A 20105-nucleotide genomic window follows, 5' to 3' on the forward strand; every position below is an offset into this window, starting at 1 on the left:
GCAGTAGTCTCACAGGTTGTTTACCGGCCCAGCAGGTCCAGCAATTCAAGAAAGGCGGCGTCGGGCGCCATGACTGCGTCCACCAAGCCGCGGCTGACGCCGGCCGCCCCCATGAAGCAGGCGGCCTGTGTGTCGCGCACGGATTCGGGCGCGATGTTTCGATTGCGGGCGACCGTTTCCACGAAAAGCTCGCCCATCGTGTTGATCTCGGCCTGGACACTGTTCAGCGCCTCCTCCGAGAGGGGAAGCTCCGGGCGGAAGTCCGTTTTGTGGCTCCCGTACGTGATGAAGGTCACCGCCACTCCCGACGCCGTCAGCGCCTTGGACAGGTCGACGTGCATCACAATTACGCCGATGGAACCGACTCCACCAGTGCGCGGCACGATGACCCTGTCGGCGGCGCTGGCAATCGCGTATCCCGCCGAATAGGCCGACTCCGTCAGGATCGCCCATATGGGTTTGTCGCCCCGTAGGCCATAGATGGTGTCGACCAGGTCGAAACAGCCCGCGACCTCGCCACCCGGCGAGTCCACGTCGAGCACAATCGCCTCGACGGCCGGATCCGCGTGAGCGCTCAGGATGCTCTGCCGGATACCGTCATAGCCCGTCATGCCCGAATAGGGGCGGAGCGAGCCCAGCTTCTGCACCAGCGTGCCATGCACCTTGATGCAGGCGACCGGCGTATCGCCCACCATGTCATAGCCGGCGTCGCGAATCGTCTCGCCGGGTTTGGTCAGGTCGTCGTCATAGTCATCCCAGGCCATCGGGCGCAGGTTCGCTCCGTCCAAACGCATGATCTGGCTGACGCCCAGCCGCTCGGCGAGTGCGGCCATGATGACTTCAGCCTTGTCCTGGCGAATCGCCAGCGGCGTGTTGAACAGCCGCTGGCCCAAGTGCGCAAAACGCATTTATTTTTCCTCCGGTACTTGGACTGCGTCTTTCGAGTCCGCCCCCTGGAGCACTGCGGGAATGGGAAGCCCCAATCGCTCGTAGCGCTCCATTTCGATAGCACGGCGGTCGGCCACATCGCGCCAGTCAGTGCCGGAGATCTCGGCGCATTCATCCTCCAGCGACGACATGCCTCCATCGATCCCGAGCAGCGCGCCTTGGCGCTCCTTGACGATATCCACCAGGCCGCGGCCGGGCCCCATCCACTTAGCTCGCGCATACGCCGCGCGTGCCTCGATGAATTCAGGCGCGTTTCGCGGCATCGGATAGTCATCCACGTCCATGGATTCCTCCAACCATGCGCAATAGATCGGGTGCGCCTGTCCAGACGCAAAGCCGATCCGTCGGCGGGCGAATGTCTTCCACGCCTCCAGCATCGCGGAACGATAGGCGCTGTAGTTCACCTCGGCCCAGTTCTGGCTGATCTGCTGTGCGGCCAACCCAGTCCCGGCCGAAAAATGCCGCAACATCGCGCTCTCGAACGAGGCGAAATTGCTGCTCGGGCGACTGGAGGCCACCGTGCCGATAGTCTCCCCCGGGTACAGGTGCGTCATGCCGACATCGCCCATGCGGGTTCGGCGCTCTTGGTGGAACTGCGAGCGCTCGCGCTGGTACGCGCTGACCTTGTCCGAACCGGACAGGGCTTCTTCGACCAGATCGGGATCGAACGGGCTTTGGATATAGGCCGCAAAGAATGCGTTGATGATGGCCGCATCCAGTTCGGTGCTGTCGTACTTGATCAGCATCTTGAACCGCTGGATCACCGGCGTCAGAAAGCCAACGCCACGGTGCTGCGACGCCCGATCATGGTCGAAGCTATGCACCACAATCGGACGCCCCCAATCCGTCTCTCGTGGGATACGGTCCCACCGCACGCTTTCGCCCGCACTGAACCAGTCTCCCTGATGAGCGCGCCGAATGTGATACCAGGTCGGAACGCCGTAGCTGTCGACCTCCACGCCTCCGCGTAGCGCCTGCTGATCGAAGTTCTGCTGCGGATTCGAAAGACGGTCCGGGTCCATGATCTGCACGGCCGTTGCATAGCGAGCGCGCCCCACCCCGATGCGCTGCGGCAGCCAATGCAGCATCGAGAGCGAGTCGCCGTCGATGAGGTGATGTCGAAAACCCAGTTGCATCATTTGGGGGAACGACAGCATCCGCTCCGAATCGCAGTAGAAGGCAGGATCGTTCGCCCACGAGCGCCAGTTGGCTTCCACGGCCTGGCCAAACTCATCGGCCCAACGGTGATCGAACGCCTCGATGCCGGTCACAGTCCGCAGCCATCGATAATCGGGCTTCGATATCGGCCGGAAATCAGGTCCGATGACGTTGTCGACGGTCCGCATCACCGCGGCGGTCGCCCAGCCGTCGTTGCGGATCAGGTCACGCGCACGCGCCGCGAGGCGGTCGCGATACATGTTGACTTCACCGTCCGGAGACCAGAGGTATGGTTGCCAATCACGCACGTGGCCGCCGTTCTGGTCGGCGGCGTCATAGGGCGCGTTGCTGCCCGGCGCCAACATAGCCCCGCGACGGCGAACAGCAGGCAATGGCTTGCCGTGCCTGTCGAGGATAGAAATAGAGTTTTCCATCAGCGCATCACGAAGCTGATCTGCCGGCGTGCCCGAGGGGCGATGCCAAGCAGTTGTTGCAGGAGGGCGATCTCGCCCTGGAGCCGGCTCATATCGGCCGCCCTATAGGTGACCGACTTAGACCCGTCCGACTGCGCGTAGCTGGCCGCTGCCACCTGCTTCCCGGTCAGGAGTTCAAAATAGGCGGCCTTCAGAGCGGCCAGCCGCGCCTGCATTTCCGCCCTGCTCATTCCGTCATAGACGCTCATTGCGTACCTCGTTATGCAAGTTTGCTCACACGCGAGCGCCCTGGCGCGGCCGACTTGACCCGCACGGAGGGGCCGCCCTGGGCGGCGCCAGCCTGCGGCGTCGGCGCTACAGAGACTTCGCCCTCAGGCAAAGGCGGCGCACCATGCAGAACCTCGGCCAGGTCCTCGACGGTCCGATTCAGCCTCAGACCGAAGTGGATCAATGCACAGAGCGCGGCATAGGCGTATACCCGGCAGTCCAGCGCCTCGTTGGCGCGGCCCGAGGGCAGTTCCCAGACGCGGTACTTGTGCCCGCTCGCTTCCTTGACCACGATTCGCTCGGACGTGAGCTGCGCGTAGTAATTCAGATCGCGATCCGCGGGAAAGTGCATAAATCCCGGGCCCGGCGCGTCCTTGTTCAACCGATTCCGGATGGTGTCCTTGGCGGTGTTCACGCCGATAATGGTCGGCCGATAGGTGGCCTTGTTTCGGCGGCTCGGGACCTTCGTCGGCCAGACCGGCGAGCGCTGTCCATTCCGCGCGGATTCCCCCTTGATCGCATAGATTCGACGGCCCAAACGGGCCTTCGCGAACTCGTAGACGCGCTGCGTGTTGTGGCCGCCGGAGTCGATACACGCGGACGAGACGTTAAACGGCCGCCCGTCGTGGCGATACCAAGTCTTCATCAAGTACGCATCTACGCGTGCCCACAGTTCCGGTGTCTCTGGATCGCCTTCGAACACCTCGTAGTCGATGGACCAGCTTTCCTCGTCTCGCCCCCAGCCGACCAGTTCACATTCCACACGGTCCGGCTGCACGTCCAGGCCGGCAGTCAACACCCCGACACCGAAGGGCACCTGCGCCGCCCATAGCTCGCCGCGCGAGGCCAGCGTTTCCAGATCCAGATCCTTGCCGCTGTGTGCCCGATAGGGCATGCCCATCTGGGTGTTCCACCATGCCTGCTTCAGATCCTCGTCATCCTTTGCCGCCAACCACTTCGTCGCAATGTCCGATGGCTTGTCCTTGCTCCAGGGGGAATAAAGCTTGCTGGCCTGAAAGCCGGCGTGCTGGTTGTCCACGGCCCAGTTGCCGCAGTCCGGACACTTCACGCGATACACGGCGTGTCGCTCACTCGCCCACCAGTCCCACACGGCGGCCACCGCCGTAATGCCGCCACTGCCAGGATCCTTAGCCTCTGCATCTCGCCAGGCGCGGTCGTACATGTCCAGGGGCACGTGACGGCCGCCGCAGCAGTTGAAGGGGCGCGTCTGGTGCCAACGCACGGTGCGCAGCGTCATCAGACGCTCGCCTTCCGACCAACCTAGACCACACGCCTCGCAGAAGATTCGTGCGGTCCTGGGAAAATGCTCCAACACCACGCCCTTGTCGTCCTTGCGCTTCTTCCAATCGACGTGACGGAAGAAGTCCAGAAACTGGCGATGGCCACACCCAGGACAGCACACGGAGGCGCGCCGCTGGTCCGAAGACAAGTAGCTTTTCTCGATTCGGCTTTCGTCCTGCACGGTCGGTGAGCAAGCCCGGACCGACAACCAGTTGGCGCCGAAGCTCGCCGTACGCTCTTCCGCGAGCGAGATAGGATCGCCCTCCCGGGTGACAGGGTACTTGTCGACTTCGTCGGCAAGAATCACCCGCACCGGCCGGCGCGCCAGGTTGTCAGGACTGCCGGCGCCCGCCAGTGCCAGGAAGCCCCCAGGGAATGACTTGAACAGCAGTGTTTCGTCGGCAGTGCGTGTCTTGCTGGATCCCACCAACTCTCGCAGCACCGGCGTCACCCGCACCATGGGGTTGATGCGCTCCTTGCTGAATTGCTCCGCGGCGTCTTCCTTAGGCTGCAGCAGCAGCATCGGGCAGGGATCCAGGTGGGCGAAATACCCGAATATGTTCTCCAGCAATGCGGTCTTCAGCATTTGCGTGCTGACCATGGCCGTGATGACGTGTACGCCAGGTTCCGTCGGTGCGAGCATCGGGCCGCGCGCGACCTCCACAGTGCTGGTCGACCAGTTCCCCGAGGTGCTGCCGGCTTCCTTCGCCAGCTTCCGATATCGGTCCGCCCATTCCGGCACGCTGATGCGCGGCGGCGGCGTCCACCCCTGGCGCGCAGCCCGCCACAATGCCGCCTGCTTACCCTGGGCTGAAGTCGGCGGCGGGTTCGCCAAGTTCTGAGATTTGTTTGTGGACATGCGCAGTCAAAGCCTCGGTGACCCGGTCGGCCTCTTCCAGCCCAAGCTCGGCGGCCAGCAGCGGACCAATCTTCGCGGGCCAGTTCAGCCATGCGTCGCGCTGCCCCCGAAAGGCTTCGAAAAGTACGGCCTGGGCCACGGCAAACTCCACCAGCGCCCCGGATTTCTGTTCGTATTCCATCTGCCGCAATAGCGCCAGCCAGTTCTCCTTTCGACGCAGGGCCTCGGCATAGTCGACCCCATCGTCCTCGCTCAACAGCCGACTGGCTTCTGCCTCCAGTGAGTCGACGTCACCAGGAGCCGACTTCTCGGAGCCTTGAGAGCCGGCCGACCGGCGAGATGACGCCGGTCGCGCGGGCTTCGCGTCGGGCTTGGAGGCAGTCGCATTAGCTTGGCGCCACGGCGAACCGATCAAGGCCGGGTCAAGCGTTCCATCTTTCTTCGCCTTCAACCGCCCCTGCGTGATCGCACGCCGCACCAGCGTGTCGGAACAGCCTTCCCGGCGGGCGAACTCTCGAATCGAAAGGCCCTTTTCCGCTTTTGCCATAGTGCGAACACCTCCAAGTTTCCTGTTCGCACCTCAATTCCAGACGCGATTGCAGCCGCGCGAACCGCCGCAAGCCCGCGCGCGCATTGCGTTTCCGCTGACAGCGCGAACGTGCCAGCGCGAACAGAATGCGAACACCAGTGCAAACAGGTGTTTGCACCCTAAAAATCCCCGAATGCCACGTGGATACTCGCTTGCGGCGATCTTGGCGCTCCGGTGCGAACAGGTGCGAACACCTTTCACACCTTGGCGCTGGGCCCAAAACGCGGCGCGCAATGCCCGCGTGGCTTGACCCCCTGGAGGGGACCCATCCGAAAACCGGATAGCGGCGAGGCAAGCACGATCAGGAATACAGGCGACCATGGCGGTCATCCACGATGGCAATGGCGCCCCGGATGGCGAGCGTCAAGTCGCCCACCGTCGCAGCCGTCGCCCGCCCACCCCGAAAGGGCTGGGCGGCACGAAGGGCTGCATCCAACTGCTTGGCCGCCAATCTCCGCCAGCGCCGAGCAATACGAACCGATCTGCCACGGGCAAGGCGCGTTACATCATGCAGCACAGCCTTTCTCGTTCTCTTCATATCCATCTCATCTGGCAGTCTTCAGAGCCTGCACCAATGCGGCGTCAAAGTCTCCGGCGAAATGCCGCTCGACAATCTCCCGGGCCGTGGTGCCGAAGTTGAGTTGCTTGTTCACGGGAAGCGCGTCGCCGAAGCGAATCAGCAGCTTGAGCTTCCCCTTTGAGGCGGCGGGTGCCGGCGTCGCCTTCGTGATCACCTGGCCCGGGGGTCTCACCTTCGCCACCCCCTTCGCACGCTTGGGTGCAACGCGCTGCCATACCCCGTTGACGACCTGACCTCCCCGGGTCTGGATCGCACCGACGAACACATCGGGCCGAGCCTTCATGCGCCCCAGTGCGGCGCGCGGCAGGTTTCCATAGCTATTCAGCCTGGCGCCCTTCGGATTGAGTAGCGCCCGCCCGTTGAGCTTGTGCGTGCCACCCGTTTCATAGGGCAACAGGTACGCCGCGGCAATCTGCTTGATATAGATGATGGCCTCGGGCCTCGACTTCCTTGCCTTGCGTAGGCCGACCGACTTCCGCGTGAAGGGCGTGGGGTTATCGAAAGTCGTCTCGATATTCTCTGTTTCTGCCGCCTGCACCCGTGCGGCAGTGGCATTCACCGCCTGGGCCATGGCGAACGGAAGCTGACGCGCCGTGAAGGCGTCGATGCGCCGCATCACGTCGCGCATGTTCGAGTCGATCCTGATTTCAATCATCGCTCCAGCTCCTGCCGCTAAAAGGACAAAGGCCCCAGCGGGATTGCTCCGCCGAGGCCTTTCGTCGCACACAACAATCGTTGCGTTTTCTCAGGGCGCAAGAGCCCGGACGTATTGTGACGGTTTGCGTAACGCTTCGCCAGCACTCGATGTAACGCTTTTCCACCAATACTCAGCGTGCGCCCCGCTACGATCAGCCTCTTCGCAAGAGACTGAACCCGCCGCTCGAAGCGCATTCAGGGCGCGCCATACCCCGATCTTCACCCGATTCCGTTCCGCCCCCGTTGCACGCGGCGCCACATGATTCAAGATATGGGTCATTTTGAATCGGCGCCCCGGATAGGCCGCAAGCAGATCGATCACTTCCTTCGCATATTTCACTTGAACGCCCTCCGGACCTGCTCCTTCATGTTTCCTAACGCAATCCTGTAGTAGATAGAGCTGATGCCGAGGTAATCGCAGGCCTGAGTAATCCTCTGTGAAGCGGTCAGGCCTGCGTACTCATGTCGGCGCGGGTACTCGGCCTGCACCACACGCTGTTCAACCAACACCAACCGTTCATACACGGCCTGAACCCTTCGCGCGTTGTCGTGATGAACCGGAGTCGGGCGCGGCTCGTCATCCTCGTCCACCTCATCCTCTTCGGTCGGAGCTACATAGTTGCGTTCCGCCGATGCGCATCTAACGTTGGGATTGGGATGCGGCCAGTCACCCAGCCAACACCACCTGGACCAGTTCCAAAGCTCATCTTCCACCCAGCGCGGGAATCCCCTTTCCATCAGATAATCTCCGGGGAATAAGGCACTTTCGGGTTCAGGTAGTCGAGCAGCACGGCGCGCGCATCATCAAAGCTTCGACACACCACAACGCGATACCCCGCACCCTTGAGGTATGCAATCCAGTCTTTCTGGTTCGGGCTAACCCGTCCGTTTGCGGTCTTCATTTCGATCCACAACCCAGGGCACCCGAAGCGCGGCACGGGCAAGCAAAGATCCGGCACCCCAGGCTTGACACCCTGCCCTTTCATCTTCGCGGCCTCCACGGCATGCCGGAGCCCGCCGTTAGGAACGTGAAATAGGCGCGCCAGTTCGGGATGAGCCTTCAGTTGCATATTCGCCCACGCGATCACCTGAGCCTGTATCGTCTCCTCATCCACAGCACCTGGATTCCTGGGCGGCTTGGTCGGTGTGCGGGGCGTCGTCGGCGCCATTCTCGGCCAGCGCTTCATGCCTGCGCCCCCTGATCCGTTCCCATGCGCAGCGCATTGCGCGCCATGGCGACAATCCCGGGCGAGTAGCGTTTGCCCTTGGGGTTCTCGGTTTCGGCAATAACTCGCTTCCAACCGCTCAACGGATCACGACCGGATTGGTTCAGGATCGCGCCCGCCCCCATCGCCTCCAACGCCTTCGCGGCCTCTTCCGGCGTGGTATGAATCGCCCCCGGCGCCGGCAACGCCACCGCAGGCGCGGGAATGGCCGCCCATTCTCCTCGGCCCAACTCGTCCGAAAGCGCCCGCTCCCAGCGCGATTGCATGACCGAGTAACCGCAGTTCAGCAGGTCATGGGATCCGACACGCACTGCGGCCCAGTACACGGCCGGATGGCTCCATTGCCCCATTTCGCCACGGCGGCGCGCGGTCATGCCTGCAACGGCATCGTGAAAGGCGTTTTCCGGAATCAGGCCCGGCCGGCAAGCCCGGATGAACTCGCCCATGGCCGGCGGCCAGTCCGGGAACATCCGGCGGCAGGTCCGCAGCCCTTCGGCAACTTCGTGCGGCGTCACCCGCTCTTCGTCCAGCGCCTCGGCCCACGCCGCTTTCCAGTTCTCGATGCTCTGCATGTCCGGGAAGTCCTTGAGCCAGCGCCCCCCGTACGTGCCGGAAAGCCGGTTCCAGAGGTGGTCGATCAGCGAAATGCCTTCCAGCTTCGCCAGCGGCACGGCCCAGACTGACCGCTCAGGCGTCGATTGTGCGACCGTCGTCATGGCCGTTGCCTCCTTGCGTGCGATTGCGATTCACGTATTCCGTGGGGTTGAACTTGCCGGGCTTGCCGCCCCCGTTGACACCCGTGCAGTTCGGCGGCGTGCCAGGCGGCTTGAACAGGCCCTGATAGCTGCCGTTCACGCAGTGCCTGATGACCGTCGCGGGCTTCCAACCCTGGTCCCGGTACTCGGCCAGGCTTTTCAACTGCTGCTTCACCGCCTGTTCCGCCAACGGCTTGCCGATTTCCTTCCGGTGGGCAACCCAGACCTCCCAATCGCTTCGGTCCAGCCATTCCGGCAATTCGATGTCCAGCGCGTCGAATCCCGGCGAGCGCTTGCGCGCGCCTTTGACGGTTCTTGATGGTTCTGACGGTTCTATGACGGTTATATGCGGGTGCAACCCGTTGCACCCTTTGATGTCGTGGTTTGCACCCTTTAGGTCGTCAGTTGCACCCTTTATGTCGTGGTTTGCACCCTTTCCTGCAGATTCGGGGGGTGCAATATCTGCACCGTTTTCCAGTTCCGGCGCGGCCGGTTTGAGGGATGAAAAATTTGCACCCTTTATCCAAGCCTCGGAAATTCGGTACTCGCGGCGCTGATTGCGCCCGCCATTGCCCGAATTCACCAGGATCAACCAGCCGGCCTGCTCCATGCCACGCAACTGGTACTGGACCGCGCGCACCGATTGCCGAGTCTTCTCAGCCAGGGACGCGATAGACGGATAGATGCCCGTGCCCTGATCGCTCGAATGATCCGCCAGCGCAAGGGCCAGAATCATTTCCCCGCCCCCGTTCGGATAGCGGTCAAACACCATCCCCATGACTTTCACGCTCATGGCGACTCTCCATACAAGCTCAAATACCCGATCTCTGCCTCAAGGGGCCAGAGGCCCAGCACGATCAGGGACAAGCGGGTTTCTTGAAATCCAGCCTCCCACAGCGCGACCTTCTCTTCATAGGTCGCGCCAGTGGTGTTCTGGTCGATATAGGCGTGGCACGTCCGGCACCCCCACGCGGTGGCCCAGTCGTGCGCCTTCAGCCAGCCGGCCTTGCCGTGGCGTGATTGATTCGAGTGACAAGCAACAACGGTCGCGGGATCCCCGCAGCAGATTCCCGGCACGCGGATCTTGCAGGGCATGCCCTTTGCCAGGGCCAGCAATGCCGGATTGCGATACATGGTCTTGGTGGCACGCGGCCTAGCGCGGCGGCTGGGCATACGCTTTCCGGCGGCCTTCATGCCGGAGCGCTGGCGCATCGGGGCACCACGCTTCATCGGCGCCTTCTGCCGGAGCGGTGTCTTGCGTTGCAACGTCATGCCGCCCCCGTGGGCTTGCGGACGCGCCACCAGGCCGGAAGCTGCCAGGCGTTCACGCGCCGCTTCACCAGGCCGGCGCGTACTGCATCAAACAGGAAGGCGCTGACCGCGCAACGGGCGGCTTCGCTCCGCGTGGTGCTGGGCCAGGGATTGACCGACACCAGCGCCGGTTCGACCACCTCCCGCAACGCCCGGACATCGACCCGCCGCGGCGTCTCGATAATGGCCTGGCGGACCGCCTCCACCGCCTCCGGCGGCACGCGGTAGCCCCTGAACATATGCAGGCAGTCAGCCATAGATCCCGCTCCACTTGACGAACGGCTTGCGGACGGCCTCATGGAACAAGGTCGCGGCCCTGGCGTTGTGATCCAGTTCCGCGCGGCTGGCGATCCCGCACATGTCGCGCACGTACTGCGCCGCGTGCTGGCTCGCGGACACGCCCTCAGGGGCGGCGCCGATGCGGGAAACAACCCACCGCTGGAATTTCGCGCCGTTGCACATCATTGCAGCCGCGCGAGACAGCGCCGCCCCCTTGCCCGCCCCCGGCGCGCAACGCGCTCTTACGGGGCTTCCAGAATCGTTCCGTGTCAACATATTCAGTGTCTCGTCGCAAATACGTGGTTCAGGCCCACCAGCAGCAGTGCCGTGCGCAGTTGGGGTTCGCGCCCCTCCCGCAGAAGCACGGCCTCGTACGCCTTGGCTTGGTCCCATGAATGCCGGCGCAACTCTTCTTCATAAGCGCGCCTGACAATCGCCTCAGCTTGCTCATTGCTCATGCACGCCCCTGAGTGGCGATCACTTCCTGCATGATCGTCAGGTGACCGAGCCGAATCAGGTACTGACTGACCGCGTAGTTGCCGACTGCGGCCTCGAACACGCTGATCTTGTCGGCGGGTAGGTTCAGCCTGGGCGCGCCGCTGGGCATCAAAGGGTCTTCATGCAGATAGCTGCTGACGTGCTGCGGGTACATACCGCAAAGCTCGGCCAGCGTGCGCATGGTCATCCCGTGCGGCTGCCGCTGCTCCCAGGCCAGCCGCACCGCCTGGCGGTAGGTCGCGCACCGAGCGATTTCGGACTGTTCGAGAAACCGCATGGGCTCCATCGGCGCTTCGCGTGGCGCGGCAAAAAAAATCTCCGAATTGAATTGCATACCTTCAGCCTTTCAATAGGTGTGCCCTATCGACTAACAGCATGAGTAACAGCGTCAAAGGGGGGAAAATTGCGTTCCATAACCTTCGCCATCAGGCGGCCGCAATGTCCATCCAGGCGAGAGGGCCAAGAAAATCCCTTTCTCTTCAGGCGGTTGGCCGTTCCTGCGCGGCCTGGCCCTGGCCGCGCCCCCATGCAACATTTCGCAGAAAAGCGGTAGGAAAATTTCATGAACTAACAGCGTCGATAACAGAGTCAACCTGTGGAAAATCTCGGTCATCACAACCAAGCCGATACGCTCATGACCAAGACCGAAAGACTCCTCCAGGAAGCCCAGCAGATCGCCGGCCGGACGTTCCCGAATCCATCCGAACGTGCCGTCATGGATGTCTTCCATGAGCTTTGTTCCGAACGGGACCTGACAGGCCCCGGCCACGATGAGCGCGACGGCGCGACATTGCATTGATCGCTCATACATCAGCGGGACCAATCTGGATCGCGCCGGGCGCAGGCGGGGATGCCGTGTCACCGGGCACATGCGCGGGCTCAGGGCGCCCTTCCTCGTCCGCACCTGCCGGGCTATTGAAGAACCACGCGGCCTCGCCCGGCGCCAGCCGGTGGTGACCGAAGTGCGCGCCGACGACCAAAGAGGCGGCCAGTTCCCGCCAGATATGATTGAGCTTCCACACAACAACCTTTTTCCAGAAGGAACTGACCATGGACTTCCAACAACAAGGCCGCTCGTCCGCCCAAACAATTGCCATCGCAATCGCCATGGTGTGGGCGGCCCGAGGGGCTACGGGAGATGCATTGAATGCAGCGGACAGATTGGCCAACCTGCGCGATGTCATCGTCGAGGACCTGCTGAAGAACGCTCCGGGCCATTCCGCACTTTCGGACGAACAATGGGCCGTGATGCGCAGCGGCTTCGACGCGGAGTTCGGTCGGATAGTGGAACTAGTGGGGGCCATCACAGAGGCCTCTTAAGCGAACGAAAAGCCTTGGCCGCAGATGCCAACACGGTTGCCTTAATGCGCTCGCCCTCTTCCGCATGGCGGATAAGGGCGGGCCGAATCAACCAAAGCACGAGGCGGGCGTAGAGGTTATGCATGCAAGCTCTCCTGTTGCGCTGTAGGAATGTCGTAGAAGAACCGGAGCAAGTCACCGCGACCGAATGGCGCGCCGAACTCTTGGCTCGCCTCCCACAGCCCTTCCATCGTTCCTTTGCGAGGAACCTTTCGGGCATAGAGCAGATGGGTCTCTATGTAGGCGACCGTCGTGCCCGCACGTTTAGCGAACCTTTCGCGCTCTCTGGTAGATAGCGCCAAGTAGAAGGTCTTGAAGCTTGCTGGGGGATTAGCTCTGTTCATGGGGATTGATCTTATTACCTTTTTGGTAATAGTTCAACCAAAACTAGTTACCGAAACAGTTTATTTACCTAAAAGGTAATCCCGGTTCCAATGACCGATATGAAGTCCATCAAAGAGATTCGACGCGCAAACTTCGCGCGCGCCATCGAAGAAAAGTGCTCCGGTAATCAGACCGACGCCGCCGCACGTCTCGAATACTCCACGCCTTCGCTCGTCAGTCGCTACGCGACGGGCAAAAAGGACATTGGCGACCGCGCGGCCCGGAAGATGGAAGAGGTGTTTGAACTTCCAGCTAATTGGATGGACACGGACCACGAGAACCCAGGTGAGGTAGTGGTGCGCCGTTCCGACGTACCGTCATGGCCGTTCCCCTCGATTTCGGAAAGTGACATTCGCGCCCTGCCGCCCACGAAGCTCACAGCGCTTGAAGGCGCCATGGCGCTCGCCATCGCCCAACTCAACTTGGGAATCTCGGTCACACCGAGCGGTCCGCCTTCCGGGCCGAAGGCTCCTCCTGCGCACAAGCCGGGCCGGCTCATTGACTTTGACGAGGTGCCGGACGAGTTCAGCTTCCGCATTCCCGGCCTGGACGTAGCGCCCTGGGATGGAGGGAAGACGACCAAGCAAATGGAGCGGGAAGCCCACAACCTTCGTTTGAGTCGGATCGCCAATGTGGGCCACGTTCCGCGCGCCGGATATTCGGCCAACGATCAGGAGTTCCTGGCCGTCCCGGAGCTAGACGTGCGGCTGGCGGCCGGCAAACTTGGAATCGAGAACTACCACGAAACTGCAATCGGCCAGATTCTCCTGCGTCGATCCTTCCTTGAGTCGTTCAGGCTACCCATTGAACGGATGAAGATCGTGTACGCCGACGGCGACAGCATGGAACCGGTCATTCGCAATGAGGGACCAATGCTGTTCTATGAGGAAAAAGTAACCGATCCGCGTTTGATCGACGCTCGGACCGTCTATGCCATCAACTACGGCGGCAAGATGATCGTGAAGTGTATTCGGCGCGAGCGCGATGGAACCCTGCTTGCAAAGTCGCTAAATCCTGCATACGAGCCGTTCCCGCTCGAAAAAGACGACGGGCGCGATGTCTGCATTGTGGGCCGCATCCTGTGGTCACCGTATGACCTTCGCAACGGTGTTGACGAACGCCTGTTGTAACCCTCAAGCGCCAACCATGCCGCCAGCCGCCCCTAGGGCGGCTTTTTTTCGTCCATAAATCTATCAAATTTACCCATTAGGTAAAAAATTCCAATTGAAAAGTTACCTAAATGGTTTGACTGGTGTTACCGTTTCGGTAATACTTCTATCCATGCCGCTTCGATGCAGCGCACGAAACGGAACCGCTCCTTAACAACCTGCCGCCGATGTTGCTCGCCCGCCTATGTGGGGCGTTCGTCCGGCTCAATCGCACCCGCGGGCAAGGCCGCGGCTCTGCGCGGTGTCCCTGCCGTATCCAGTCCGCCATAGCGCGGTCCACGGATCAACAGGGTGAGGCGTAGACGGCCAAGAACAGAAACAGTCACGCCGGTTGGAATCCCGGCATCCGAACCGCTCAAAAGCGGGTTTCGGCCAGCGCTGCGAGTCAGCGCTTACCGAAGCCAACACCTCCCCACCCCGGGGAGAACGGGAGAACAGCAATGCCTACTGACTGCCACAACTGCCGCAAGCCGCTGTCCTTCGCTGACATTGCGGAAATCGAAGCCGACCCGCGCGTGGCTGAGGTCGTGCGCTACTTCGGCCAAGCCGCGTGCAATGCCTGTCGCGGTAAGGCCGCCAAGCACAACACGAGACTGCGCGCCGCCTAACCCCCACCCGCCCCGGTAGGGGCTAGGAGAACAGCATGGCAACCATTCGACACGCAGACCAGCCCTGGGCCATCACTGGAACGAACTGCAACGCACACGACCTGCGAAGCGGATTCTGGCTGCACGAAGGCGACGTTGCCAGCCTGGACGCACCACCCTTCGTTCCTGCCGGATCCACGATAAAGAACGAGCGGCCCTATGACGGTTGCCGAGACACCTTTGTCATTGGTGGCCTGGCCGAGCGCACCGGCAGGGACTAGGAGAACAACGTGGAACGGAAGCACATCGTCATTTGGTGGGATGCGCACGGCAATGCGCGCCAGTCCGAAAAGATGGACAAAGCGACTGCTGTGACGTTTGCGGCCCACATGCTGCCCGAACAGGAAGCCCGTTTGGTTCTTGTCTCTGCCTAACCCCACCCGCCCCGGGCGCCGGGGCAAGGAACCTCCATGAAAGCCATTCTCATCATTGCCCTCGCGATGGCCGTCGCCGGCTGCACCGACGCCCAGAACGCGCACCGCCTCCTGACCAATAGCGGTTATTCCGACATCCAGATCACCGGCTACCGCTGGTTCGGGTGCAGCGAGGACGACACAGTCCGCACCGGCTTCACCGCTAAAGGGCCAGGCGGCGCCCATGTCAGCGGCATCGTCTGCCAGGGCTGGGGCTGGTTCACCAAGGCCGCCACGATCCGATTCGAGTAACTCACCATGGAAAACGCCGAAGACCTCTCCTATGCAATCTCCAAGCAACTCGCCGGCGCCTACGCAGTCAGCACCAGCTACGGCGATATCCCCCTCGATGACGAAATGCGCGCCGCAGTGGATGCAGCCCTGCGGCCCATCCTCAAGCGCCGCTTGAATCGGCTCATCGCCAACAACCAACCCAGGGCGATTGAACATGACCACCATCTTCACGACTGACGATGTCAGTTGCAACTACATGACCGACCGCCTGCACGGCTTCTTCGGCGCCCGGTGGAGCGAAGACCGCCGCTACTGGACCGCCTGGGCTGTCGGCACCAAGTTCACGCCCGGCGACTGCTACCCCGGCGTCATGGACGACTTCGGCAACCTGGTGCCGGTCCCGTCCCCTGGCCTTCCACCACAGCATTGAGGAAATGACCATGCCCAAACCTGCACCTACCAAAATCAACTGGAATACCACCGACGAGGACAAGGCGCTGATTGACCAGATCCTTGATCGTGCCGAAACGATGGGCCATTTAAAGAAGCGCAACCGCATCAACAGCGAAATGGATATCAGCGCTTGCCACCTGAACGGCACTCCGTTGCGCCTGGCTGAATGGCTCCACGCCGACGACTTCAACTTCCTGCATGACCTGTACGGCATCGACTCGCATATGGATCGAACTACCGGATGCCTGACGAGGTGTTTCGTGCCGCGCTTCGCCGCCTGACAGCCCCGGCTCATGCCCCGCGTGCGGGGTATCGGCAGGCGCTGTGCCTGATTGCTGGTGGGGCCAGCAATGTGCTCCGACGGGTATGCCAACAGCCCCGGGTAGCCACTGCCCGCGTCAGAAAGCAAGCCCCACCACTTCCTCGCCGCGTCCGCGGCCCCTCACCTGAGATAACCATGACCGACACTATCCAGATCGACCTGGGCGGCGGGGCTTCTGTCGCCCTGCCCGCCGAGAAGGTCACGCAGGCCCTGACCGCCCGTCTGCTGAACCACAGCGCACCGCGACCCAACCGCTACGCCCTCGGCGAGTATGTGCCCGGTCAGGGCGGCCACTTCGTTGGTGATATTCGCGGCGACGATGGCGTGACCTATGGCCTGATCGCCGCCAAGAAGGATGCCGGCAAAGCAACGTGGGGCCCTGACGGCACGCATGACGGCTTCAGCAACTGGGACGGCGTGTCGAACACGAACCGCATCAGGGACGAAAAGCACCCCGCAGCCCTGCTGACTGCCGAACACGAAGAAGGCGGTCACGTCGATTTCTATCTCCCCGCCCGCCGGGAGTTGATCATCGCGCAGGCCAATGCCCCTCACCTGTTCGAGAAGAGCGGCTGGTACTGCACTTCCACGCCCTACGGCAGCTACAGCGTGTGGGTCGTCGATTTCGAGAGCGGCGACGTCTACACCAACTTCCGTAGCAACGAGTGGCGTGTCCGTCCTTTCCGCAGATTTACCTATTAATCCCTTCGCCTTCTTTCACGTAGCAACCCACCTCGCCCACACCCACGGAGACGCGTATGAACGCCATTGCCGAAGCCCCCGCCATCCTGATCACCCCGCCGCAACCCGGCGCACTCTGGCCGGAACAGGGAGGCCGCTACGTCGGGTCCTATGTCAAAGCCGGCCAGTTGCACCACGGCATCATTGCCGACGGCGTGGACACCGATATCAAGGCCTCCTTCAACAAACTGGCCGAAAGCCCGACGAACATCGGAATCAACGGATTCTCCGACTGGCGCGCGCCCGACCAGCGGGAACTGATGTTGGCCTTCATCCACGCGCCCGACAACTTCATGCGGTCGGGCTGGGATTCGATTTACATGACCTCCACGCCCTACGGCAGCGGCCACGTGTGGGTCGTCGATTTCGAGAGCGGCAGCGTCAGCCCCAACTACCGTTACGACGAGTGGCGTGTCCGTCCTTTCCGCAGCATCATCGCTTGATCCCTTTACCCCTTTCGCGGGCATAGCCCGCGCCCGGTATGGCTCTCTTCACTGAACTCAACATCTATAAGACCGCCCACGAACTTTCCGTCCTGTGCAATAGGTATGTGGCAACGATGGATAGGAACTATCGCGGCACCATCGGCGCAGATATGCGCCGGGATTGCCGTGAAATCATCCAGAGAATCCAGATCGCCAACGGCCGTTTCGGCAATGAGCGAATCGCACATATAGAGGAACTGCGCTGGGCTGTTGGTCAAGTAGAAGTAGCGGCCAGGATCTGCGCGGACCGCCGCATCCGCGCGCTGACTCCCCGCCAACAGGCCGATGTCATTCTCCTGACGCAGAGCATTGGAAAGCAGTCAACCGGGTGGAAGCAGCAAACCGAAAAAGCGCTCGCCAATCCAGTCGCCAAGGCGGCTGGGTCAATGCGCAATTGATCTGGTCGTGCCGCTGGGCGCTTCCTCTTTGGCCGCCCACCGCCAAGCGATACAGGGATACTCGCCGGTCGTTCCGGCCGAGTCCCTCGCAGTCTTCTCGCTGATCCGGCAACGCCTTCGGCGAGACGACGTGAATAGCACGATAGGACGCCCTACGGCAGCAACAACGTGTGGGTCGTCGATTTCGAGAACGGCAACGTCAACACCAACAACCGTAACAACGAGTGGCGTGTCCGTCCTTTCCGCATATCAAATCGGGTGTTGCTATGGATTCAAGCTATACGTTCGCTCTGCTTTTGCAGGCCTACTACGATTGCAGGAAGCACAAGCGGAACACCGCGAGCGCCTTGAGGTTCGAACTGAACCTTGAGCGAAACATCATCGCCTTGCACGAAGACCTGCTCAACGGTTCGTACCGACCTGGGAAATCGGTATGTTTCGCCATAACCAGACCAAAACCCCGCGAGGTGTGGGCGGCCGATTTCCCCGATCGGATTGTTCACCACCTGGTCTACAACCACCTCGCGCCCATCTTTCACCCGCGGTTCATCGCGGATTCATGCGCCTGCATTCCTGGGCGTGGAACACTCTACGCAGCGCAGCGCTTGGAAAAACACGTTCGTAGCGTGACCCAGAATTGGCGACGGCCAGCCATGTACTGCAAGATGGACCTCGCCAATTTCTTTGTGAGCATTGACAAGCGCGCCCTGTGGCCGCTCCTTGCCAATCGCATTCCAGCAGCCTGGTGGAGAAACCTCACGCGCACCGTGCTGTTTCACGATCCCAGGGATAGCGTGGATATACGTGGCCGGCCCTCAGTTCTGACGAAAGTCCCGCAGCATAAGCGGCTTATGACAGCGCCGAAGGACCATGGCCTGCCGATTGGAAACCTGTCCTCTCAGTTCTTCGCCAATGTGCTGCTCAACCAACTAGACCAGCATGTCAAGCACCACATCAGGGCGCGGCACTACGTGCGCTACGTGGACGACTTCGTGCTTGTGCACGAATCGAGGGATTGGATTGATGCGGCACACGATGCAATCAATGCGTTCCTTCCTGGGTTGAACCTGGCCCTCAACCCGACGAAAACCATACGCCAGCCCGTGGCGCGCGGGGTGGATTTTGCTGGTTTTGTGGTCAAGCCCCACAGGCTTGAGGCCCGTAGGCGGACGGTGCGTCACGCGCTGCGCCGTATCGAAGCTGCGCCTGCCGATAGCCTCTACGAAACCGGGAACAGCTATCTCGGGCTTCTCCGCCACGCCGATACCAGACACGACCGCGCCAGGATCGCCAACGCTTTAAGAAAACGCGGTTTAACCATCAGTGTAGACCTGACGCGAGCCTTTCGGCCACGCAATATCCCCCAGGAATAACCATGCTTGCCATCCTCATCCGCCTCATCGAAGAACTGATGGATATCGCCAACTTCGGCAATGACATCAGCAAGTAGCAGCACGCCTGCCCCGCCATAGGGGCGGCTTCGGAGAGCGGGCCGGCGCCGCAACGTCACCGGCGCTGAAAGTGACTTTCAGGAACACACCGGGCTACCGGCCCGCTCTCCGAAGCCAACCACCGCGCACCCCGCGCAGATCCCCCCATGCCCTCAACTATCCCCGCCATCTGGTGGGGCCTGGCGCTGCTCGCCCTGGTGGCGGTGGCCCTGGTTCCCATCGGCGAACACCTCAACCGCCGCTACATCGCGGCCGATCCCTGGAGCGCCACATGAACACTATCCGCGCAAGCGCGCCCCCGGCCCGCATCCACCCCCTGGCCCTGGGCGCCAAGGTCTGCCGCAAGCTGGGCGGCCTGATCGCCCCCCGCGACCACGCGGGCAAGGGCAACTGGGACACGAACGCAGATATCCCCTGGTACGCATGGCCCGGCGCCCTCGCCTTTGCCGCGTTCTTCTTCTTTGGCCCACAGGCGCTTGGCTGGCTGGTTCGCCTCATCGTATGAACGGTATCGACTTCATAGTGCGCGACCGCGCCGGGTGGATGCCACCCGTGCCGCTGCCGCGCCGCCGCCTGCGGTGGGCTGACCCGAAGGCCGAAGCGATCAAGCCCGAAGAAATCGAATTTATCCGCTCCGCACGCGGCCGGCTCAGCACCTACGAATTGGCCCAGTGCTACGGCGTCTCCCCTCAAACCATCAGCAACATTTGGGCCGGTCGCTGTTCCGCTGGCCTCTCCCCGCGCCCTGCGCGCCCCCGAGCCAAAAGGAAGCAGAAATGAGCGCATTTTGCGTTTTCGGCATGACCGAGCCTATCGCCCGCAAAGCAGCCGCGAAGGCCTGGGACAAGCACCTTGCCACGATGACCAAGGAAGTCCGCGGCTGGCTTACGGATAAGGACGAAGCCGACTGGATCGCCGTCAGGACGGAATACCTCCTGGCGAAAGCCAAACCGGTGCAGGTATCCGGTTCGTTCGACGCCCCCCAGTTCGCCAACGACTACATCAGGCTCGCCCGGCAAATGCACCGAACCTCCCGCCTGGCGGTCATGGTGCGCGGCGAGAAACAGGACGCCAAGGGCGCGCCGATCATCAGCAAAACGACCAAGAAGCCCGTCATCGGCTGGATTCCCTATTAATTCAAACAGAA

At 62.0% G+C, this 20105-nt stretch carries 34 protein-coding genes; 17 read left to right on the plus strand and 17 right to left on the minus strand.

Annotated elements, in window-relative coordinates:
* Positions 1-20: 20 nt before the first annotated feature.
* The 17 genes from AVE30378_RS10820 to AVE30378_RS10900 all read right to left on the minus strand — a co-directional run bounded on the left by AVE30378_RS10820 (position 21) and on the right by AVE30378_RS10900 (position 11954).
* A complete protein-coding gene (locus AVE30378_RS10820) occupies positions 21-908 on the minus strand; it encodes a S49 family peptidase (RefSeq protein ID WP_129240864.1) in 888 nt (295 codons plus the stop codon).
* Positions 909-2540: a phage portal protein gene (locus AVE30378_RS10825; protein WP_208742377.1), complete on the minus strand. Its 1632-nt coding sequence runs from the start codon at positions 2538-2540 to the stop codon at positions 909-911.
* Positions 2540-2788 carry a gpW family head-tail joining protein gene (gene gpW, locus AVE30378_RS10830; RefSeq protein WP_129240865.1) on the minus strand — a complete coding sequence of 83 codons (249 nt, stop codon included), beginning with the start codon at positions 2786-2788 and terminating at the stop codon, positions 2540-2542. Before gpW ends, AVE30378_RS10825 begins: the two co-directional genes overlap by 1 nt.
* An 11-nt stretch (positions 2789-2799) precedes the next feature.
* Positions 2800-4968, minus strand: coding sequence for a phage terminase large subunit family protein (locus AVE30378_RS10835; RefSeq protein ID WP_129240866.1), 2169 nt, complete (start codon positions 4966-4968; stop codon positions 2800-2802).
* Entirely contained in the window at positions 4910-5515 is a 606-nt protein-coding gene (locus AVE30378_RS10840) for a hypothetical protein (protein ID WP_129240867.1), read from the minus strand. Before AVE30378_RS10840 ends, AVE30378_RS10835 begins: the two co-directional genes overlap by 59 nt.
* 587 nt (positions 5516-6102) lie before the next feature.
* Positions 6103-6792, minus strand: coding sequence for a hypothetical protein (locus AVE30378_RS10845; protein ID WP_244235017.1), 690 nt, complete (start codon positions 6790-6792; stop codon positions 6103-6105).
* A gap of 377 nt (positions 6793-7169) precedes the next feature.
* Entirely contained in the window at positions 7170-7571 is a 402-nt protein-coding gene (locus tag AVE30378_RS10855) for a hypothetical protein (protein ID WP_129240869.1), read from the minus strand.
* Positions 7571-8020 (minus strand): VRR-NUC domain-containing protein, encoded by a 450-nt coding sequence (locus tag AVE30378_RS10860; RefSeq protein WP_129240870.1) that lies wholly within the window; start codon positions 8018-8020, stop codon positions 7571-7573. The genes AVE30378_RS10855 and AVE30378_RS10860 overlap by 1 nt, the downstream gene beginning before the upstream one ends.
* The gene (locus tag AVE30378_RS10865; protein ID WP_129240871.1) at positions 8017-8775 is read right to left on the minus strand and encodes a replication protein P; all 759 of its coding nucleotides are present in this window, start codon (positions 8773-8775) and stop codon (positions 8017-8019) included. Before AVE30378_RS10865 ends, AVE30378_RS10860 begins: the two co-directional genes overlap by 4 nt.
* On the minus strand, positions 8747-9607 hold the full coding sequence (locus tag AVE30378_RS10870; RefSeq protein WP_129240872.1) for a helix-turn-helix domain-containing protein: 861 nt from the start codon (positions 9605-9607) through the stop codon (positions 8747-8749). The genes AVE30378_RS10865 and AVE30378_RS10870 overlap by 29 nt, the downstream gene beginning before the upstream one ends.
* Entirely contained in the window at positions 9604-10086 is a 483-nt protein-coding gene (locus AVE30378_RS10875) for a nuclease domain-containing protein (RefSeq protein WP_129240873.1), read from the minus strand. The genes AVE30378_RS10870 and AVE30378_RS10875 overlap by 4 nt, the downstream gene beginning before the upstream one ends.
* Positions 10083-10382 carry a hypothetical protein gene (locus AVE30378_RS10880; RefSeq protein WP_129240874.1) on the minus strand — a complete coding sequence of 100 codons (300 nt, stop codon included), beginning with the start codon at positions 10380-10382 and terminating at the stop codon, positions 10083-10085. The genes AVE30378_RS10875 and AVE30378_RS10880 overlap by 4 nt, the downstream gene beginning before the upstream one ends.
* The gene (locus AVE30378_RS10885; protein ID WP_129240875.1) at positions 10375-10590 is read right to left on the minus strand and encodes a hypothetical protein; all 216 of its coding nucleotides are present in this window, start codon (positions 10588-10590) and stop codon (positions 10375-10377) included. The genes AVE30378_RS10880 and AVE30378_RS10885 overlap by 8 nt, the downstream gene beginning before the upstream one ends.
* A gap of 92 nt (positions 10591-10682) precedes the next feature.
* The gene (locus AVE30378_RS10890) at positions 10683-10862 is read right to left on the minus strand and encodes a hypothetical protein (RefSeq protein ID WP_129240876.1); all 180 of its coding nucleotides are present in this window, start codon (positions 10860-10862) and stop codon (positions 10683-10685) included.
* Positions 10859-11236: an XRE family transcriptional regulator gene (locus tag AVE30378_RS10895; RefSeq protein ID WP_129240877.1), complete on the minus strand. Its 378-nt coding sequence runs from the start codon at positions 11234-11236 to the stop codon at positions 10859-10861. Before AVE30378_RS10895 ends, AVE30378_RS10890 begins: the two co-directional genes overlap by 4 nt.
* A 54-nt stretch (positions 11237-11290) precedes the next feature.
* Positions 11291-11632, minus strand: coding sequence for a hypothetical protein (locus AVE30378_RS32565; protein WP_165360149.1), 342 nt, complete (start codon positions 11630-11632; stop codon positions 11291-11293).
* A 73-nt stretch (positions 11633-11705) separates the two neighbouring features.
* Positions 11706-11954 carry a hypothetical protein gene (locus AVE30378_RS10900; RefSeq protein ID WP_129240878.1) on the minus strand — a complete coding sequence of 83 codons (249 nt, stop codon included), beginning with the start codon at positions 11952-11954 and terminating at the stop codon, positions 11706-11708.
* Here AVE30378_RS10900 and AVE30378_RS10905 point away from each other — a divergent pair.
* The 17 genes from AVE30378_RS10905 to AVE30378_RS10975 all read left to right on the plus strand — a co-directional run bounded on the left by AVE30378_RS10905 (position 11953) and on the right by AVE30378_RS10975 (position 20094).
* Positions 11953-12222 (plus strand): hypothetical protein, encoded by a 270-nt coding sequence (locus AVE30378_RS10905; protein ID WP_129240879.1) that lies wholly within the window; start codon positions 11953-11955, stop codon positions 12220-12222. The two genes, AVE30378_RS10900 and AVE30378_RS10905, sit on opposite strands and share 2 nt — an antisense overlap.
* A 473-nt stretch (positions 12223-12695) precedes the next feature.
* Positions 12696-13775, plus strand: a complete 1080-nt coding sequence (locus AVE30378_RS32825) for a S24 family peptidase (RefSeq protein ID WP_244235018.1) — start codon at positions 12696-12698, stop codon at positions 13773-13775.
* 479 nt (positions 13776-14254) lie between these two features.
* The gene (locus AVE30378_RS32570) at positions 14255-14422 is read left to right on the plus strand and encodes a hypothetical protein (RefSeq protein WP_165360150.1); all 168 of its coding nucleotides are present in this window, start codon (positions 14255-14257) and stop codon (positions 14420-14422) included.
* A gap of 35 nt (positions 14423-14457) precedes the next feature.
* Positions 14458-14682 carry a hypothetical protein gene (locus tag AVE30378_RS10920; protein WP_129240880.1) on the plus strand — a complete coding sequence of 75 codons (225 nt, stop codon included), beginning with the start codon at positions 14458-14460 and terminating at the stop codon, positions 14680-14682.
* A gap of 9 nt (positions 14683-14691) precedes the next feature.
* Complete coding sequence (locus AVE30378_RS32575; protein WP_165360151.1) at positions 14692-14835, plus strand: hypothetical protein; 144 nt, start codon at positions 14692-14694, stop codon at positions 14833-14835.
* Between the two features lie 36 nt (positions 14836-14871).
* Positions 14872-15126 carry a hypothetical protein gene (locus tag AVE30378_RS10925; RefSeq protein ID WP_129240881.1) on the plus strand — a complete coding sequence of 85 codons (255 nt, stop codon included), beginning with the start codon at positions 14872-14874 and terminating at the stop codon, positions 15124-15126.
* 6 nt (positions 15127-15132) lie between these two features.
* Positions 15133-15345, plus strand: a complete 213-nt coding sequence (locus AVE30378_RS10930; RefSeq protein ID WP_129240882.1) for a hypothetical protein — start codon at positions 15133-15135, stop codon at positions 15343-15345.
* The gene (locus AVE30378_RS10935; RefSeq protein ID WP_129240883.1) at positions 15323-15538 is read left to right on the plus strand and encodes a hypothetical protein; all 216 of its coding nucleotides are present in this window, start codon (positions 15323-15325) and stop codon (positions 15536-15538) included. Before AVE30378_RS10930 ends, AVE30378_RS10935 begins: the two co-directional genes overlap by 23 nt.
* A 10-nt stretch (positions 15539-15548) precedes the next feature.
* Positions 15549-15842 carry a DUF6874 family protein gene (locus AVE30378_RS10940; RefSeq protein WP_129240884.1) on the plus strand — a complete coding sequence of 98 codons (294 nt, stop codon included), beginning with the start codon at positions 15549-15551 and terminating at the stop codon, positions 15840-15842.
* Between the two features lie 176 nt (positions 15843-16018).
* Positions 16019-16585 (plus strand): Lcl C-terminal domain-containing protein, encoded by a 567-nt coding sequence (locus AVE30378_RS10945; RefSeq protein WP_129240885.1) that lies wholly within the window; start codon positions 16019-16021, stop codon positions 16583-16585.
* Between the two features lie 56 nt (positions 16586-16641).
* Entirely contained in the window at positions 16642-17067 is a 426-nt protein-coding gene (locus AVE30378_RS10950; RefSeq protein ID WP_129240886.1) for an Lcl C-terminal domain-containing protein, read from the plus strand.
* Positions 17068-17105: 38 nt separating this feature from the next.
* Positions 17106-17507 carry a four helix bundle protein gene (locus tag AVE30378_RS10955; RefSeq protein WP_129240887.1) on the plus strand — a complete coding sequence of 134 codons (402 nt, stop codon included), beginning with the start codon at positions 17106-17108 and terminating at the stop codon, positions 17505-17507.
* Between the two features lie 266 nt (positions 17508-17773).
* Complete coding sequence (locus AVE30378_RS10960; protein ID WP_129240888.1) at positions 17774-18880, plus strand: RNA-directed DNA polymerase; 1107 nt, start codon at positions 17774-17776, stop codon at positions 18878-18880.
* Between the two features lie 224 nt (positions 18881-19104).
* A complete protein-coding gene (locus tag AVE30378_RS33015) occupies positions 19105-19233 on the plus strand; it encodes a hypothetical protein (protein WP_279636193.1) in 129 nt (42 codons plus the stop codon).
* A complete protein-coding gene (locus tag AVE30378_RS10965) occupies positions 19230-19463 on the plus strand; it encodes a hypothetical protein (protein WP_129240889.1) in 234 nt (77 codons plus the stop codon). The genes AVE30378_RS33015 and AVE30378_RS10965 overlap by 4 nt, the downstream gene beginning before the upstream one ends.
* Complete coding sequence (locus AVE30378_RS10970; protein ID WP_129240890.1) at positions 19460-19738, plus strand: hypothetical protein; 279 nt, start codon at positions 19460-19462, stop codon at positions 19736-19738. Before AVE30378_RS10965 ends, AVE30378_RS10970 begins: the two co-directional genes overlap by 4 nt.
* Positions 19735-20094: a hypothetical protein gene (locus tag AVE30378_RS10975; RefSeq protein WP_129240891.1), complete on the plus strand. Its 360-nt coding sequence runs from the start codon at positions 19735-19737 to the stop codon at positions 20092-20094. The genes AVE30378_RS10970 and AVE30378_RS10975 overlap by 4 nt, the downstream gene beginning before the upstream one ends.
* The last annotated feature ends 11 nt before the right edge of the window (positions 20095-20105 follow it).

It is taken from the genome of Achromobacter veterisilvae, assembly GCF_900496975.1.
Lineage (GTDB): Bacteria > Pseudomonadota > Gammaproteobacteria > Burkholderiales > Burkholderiaceae_B > Achromobacter > Achromobacter veterisilvae.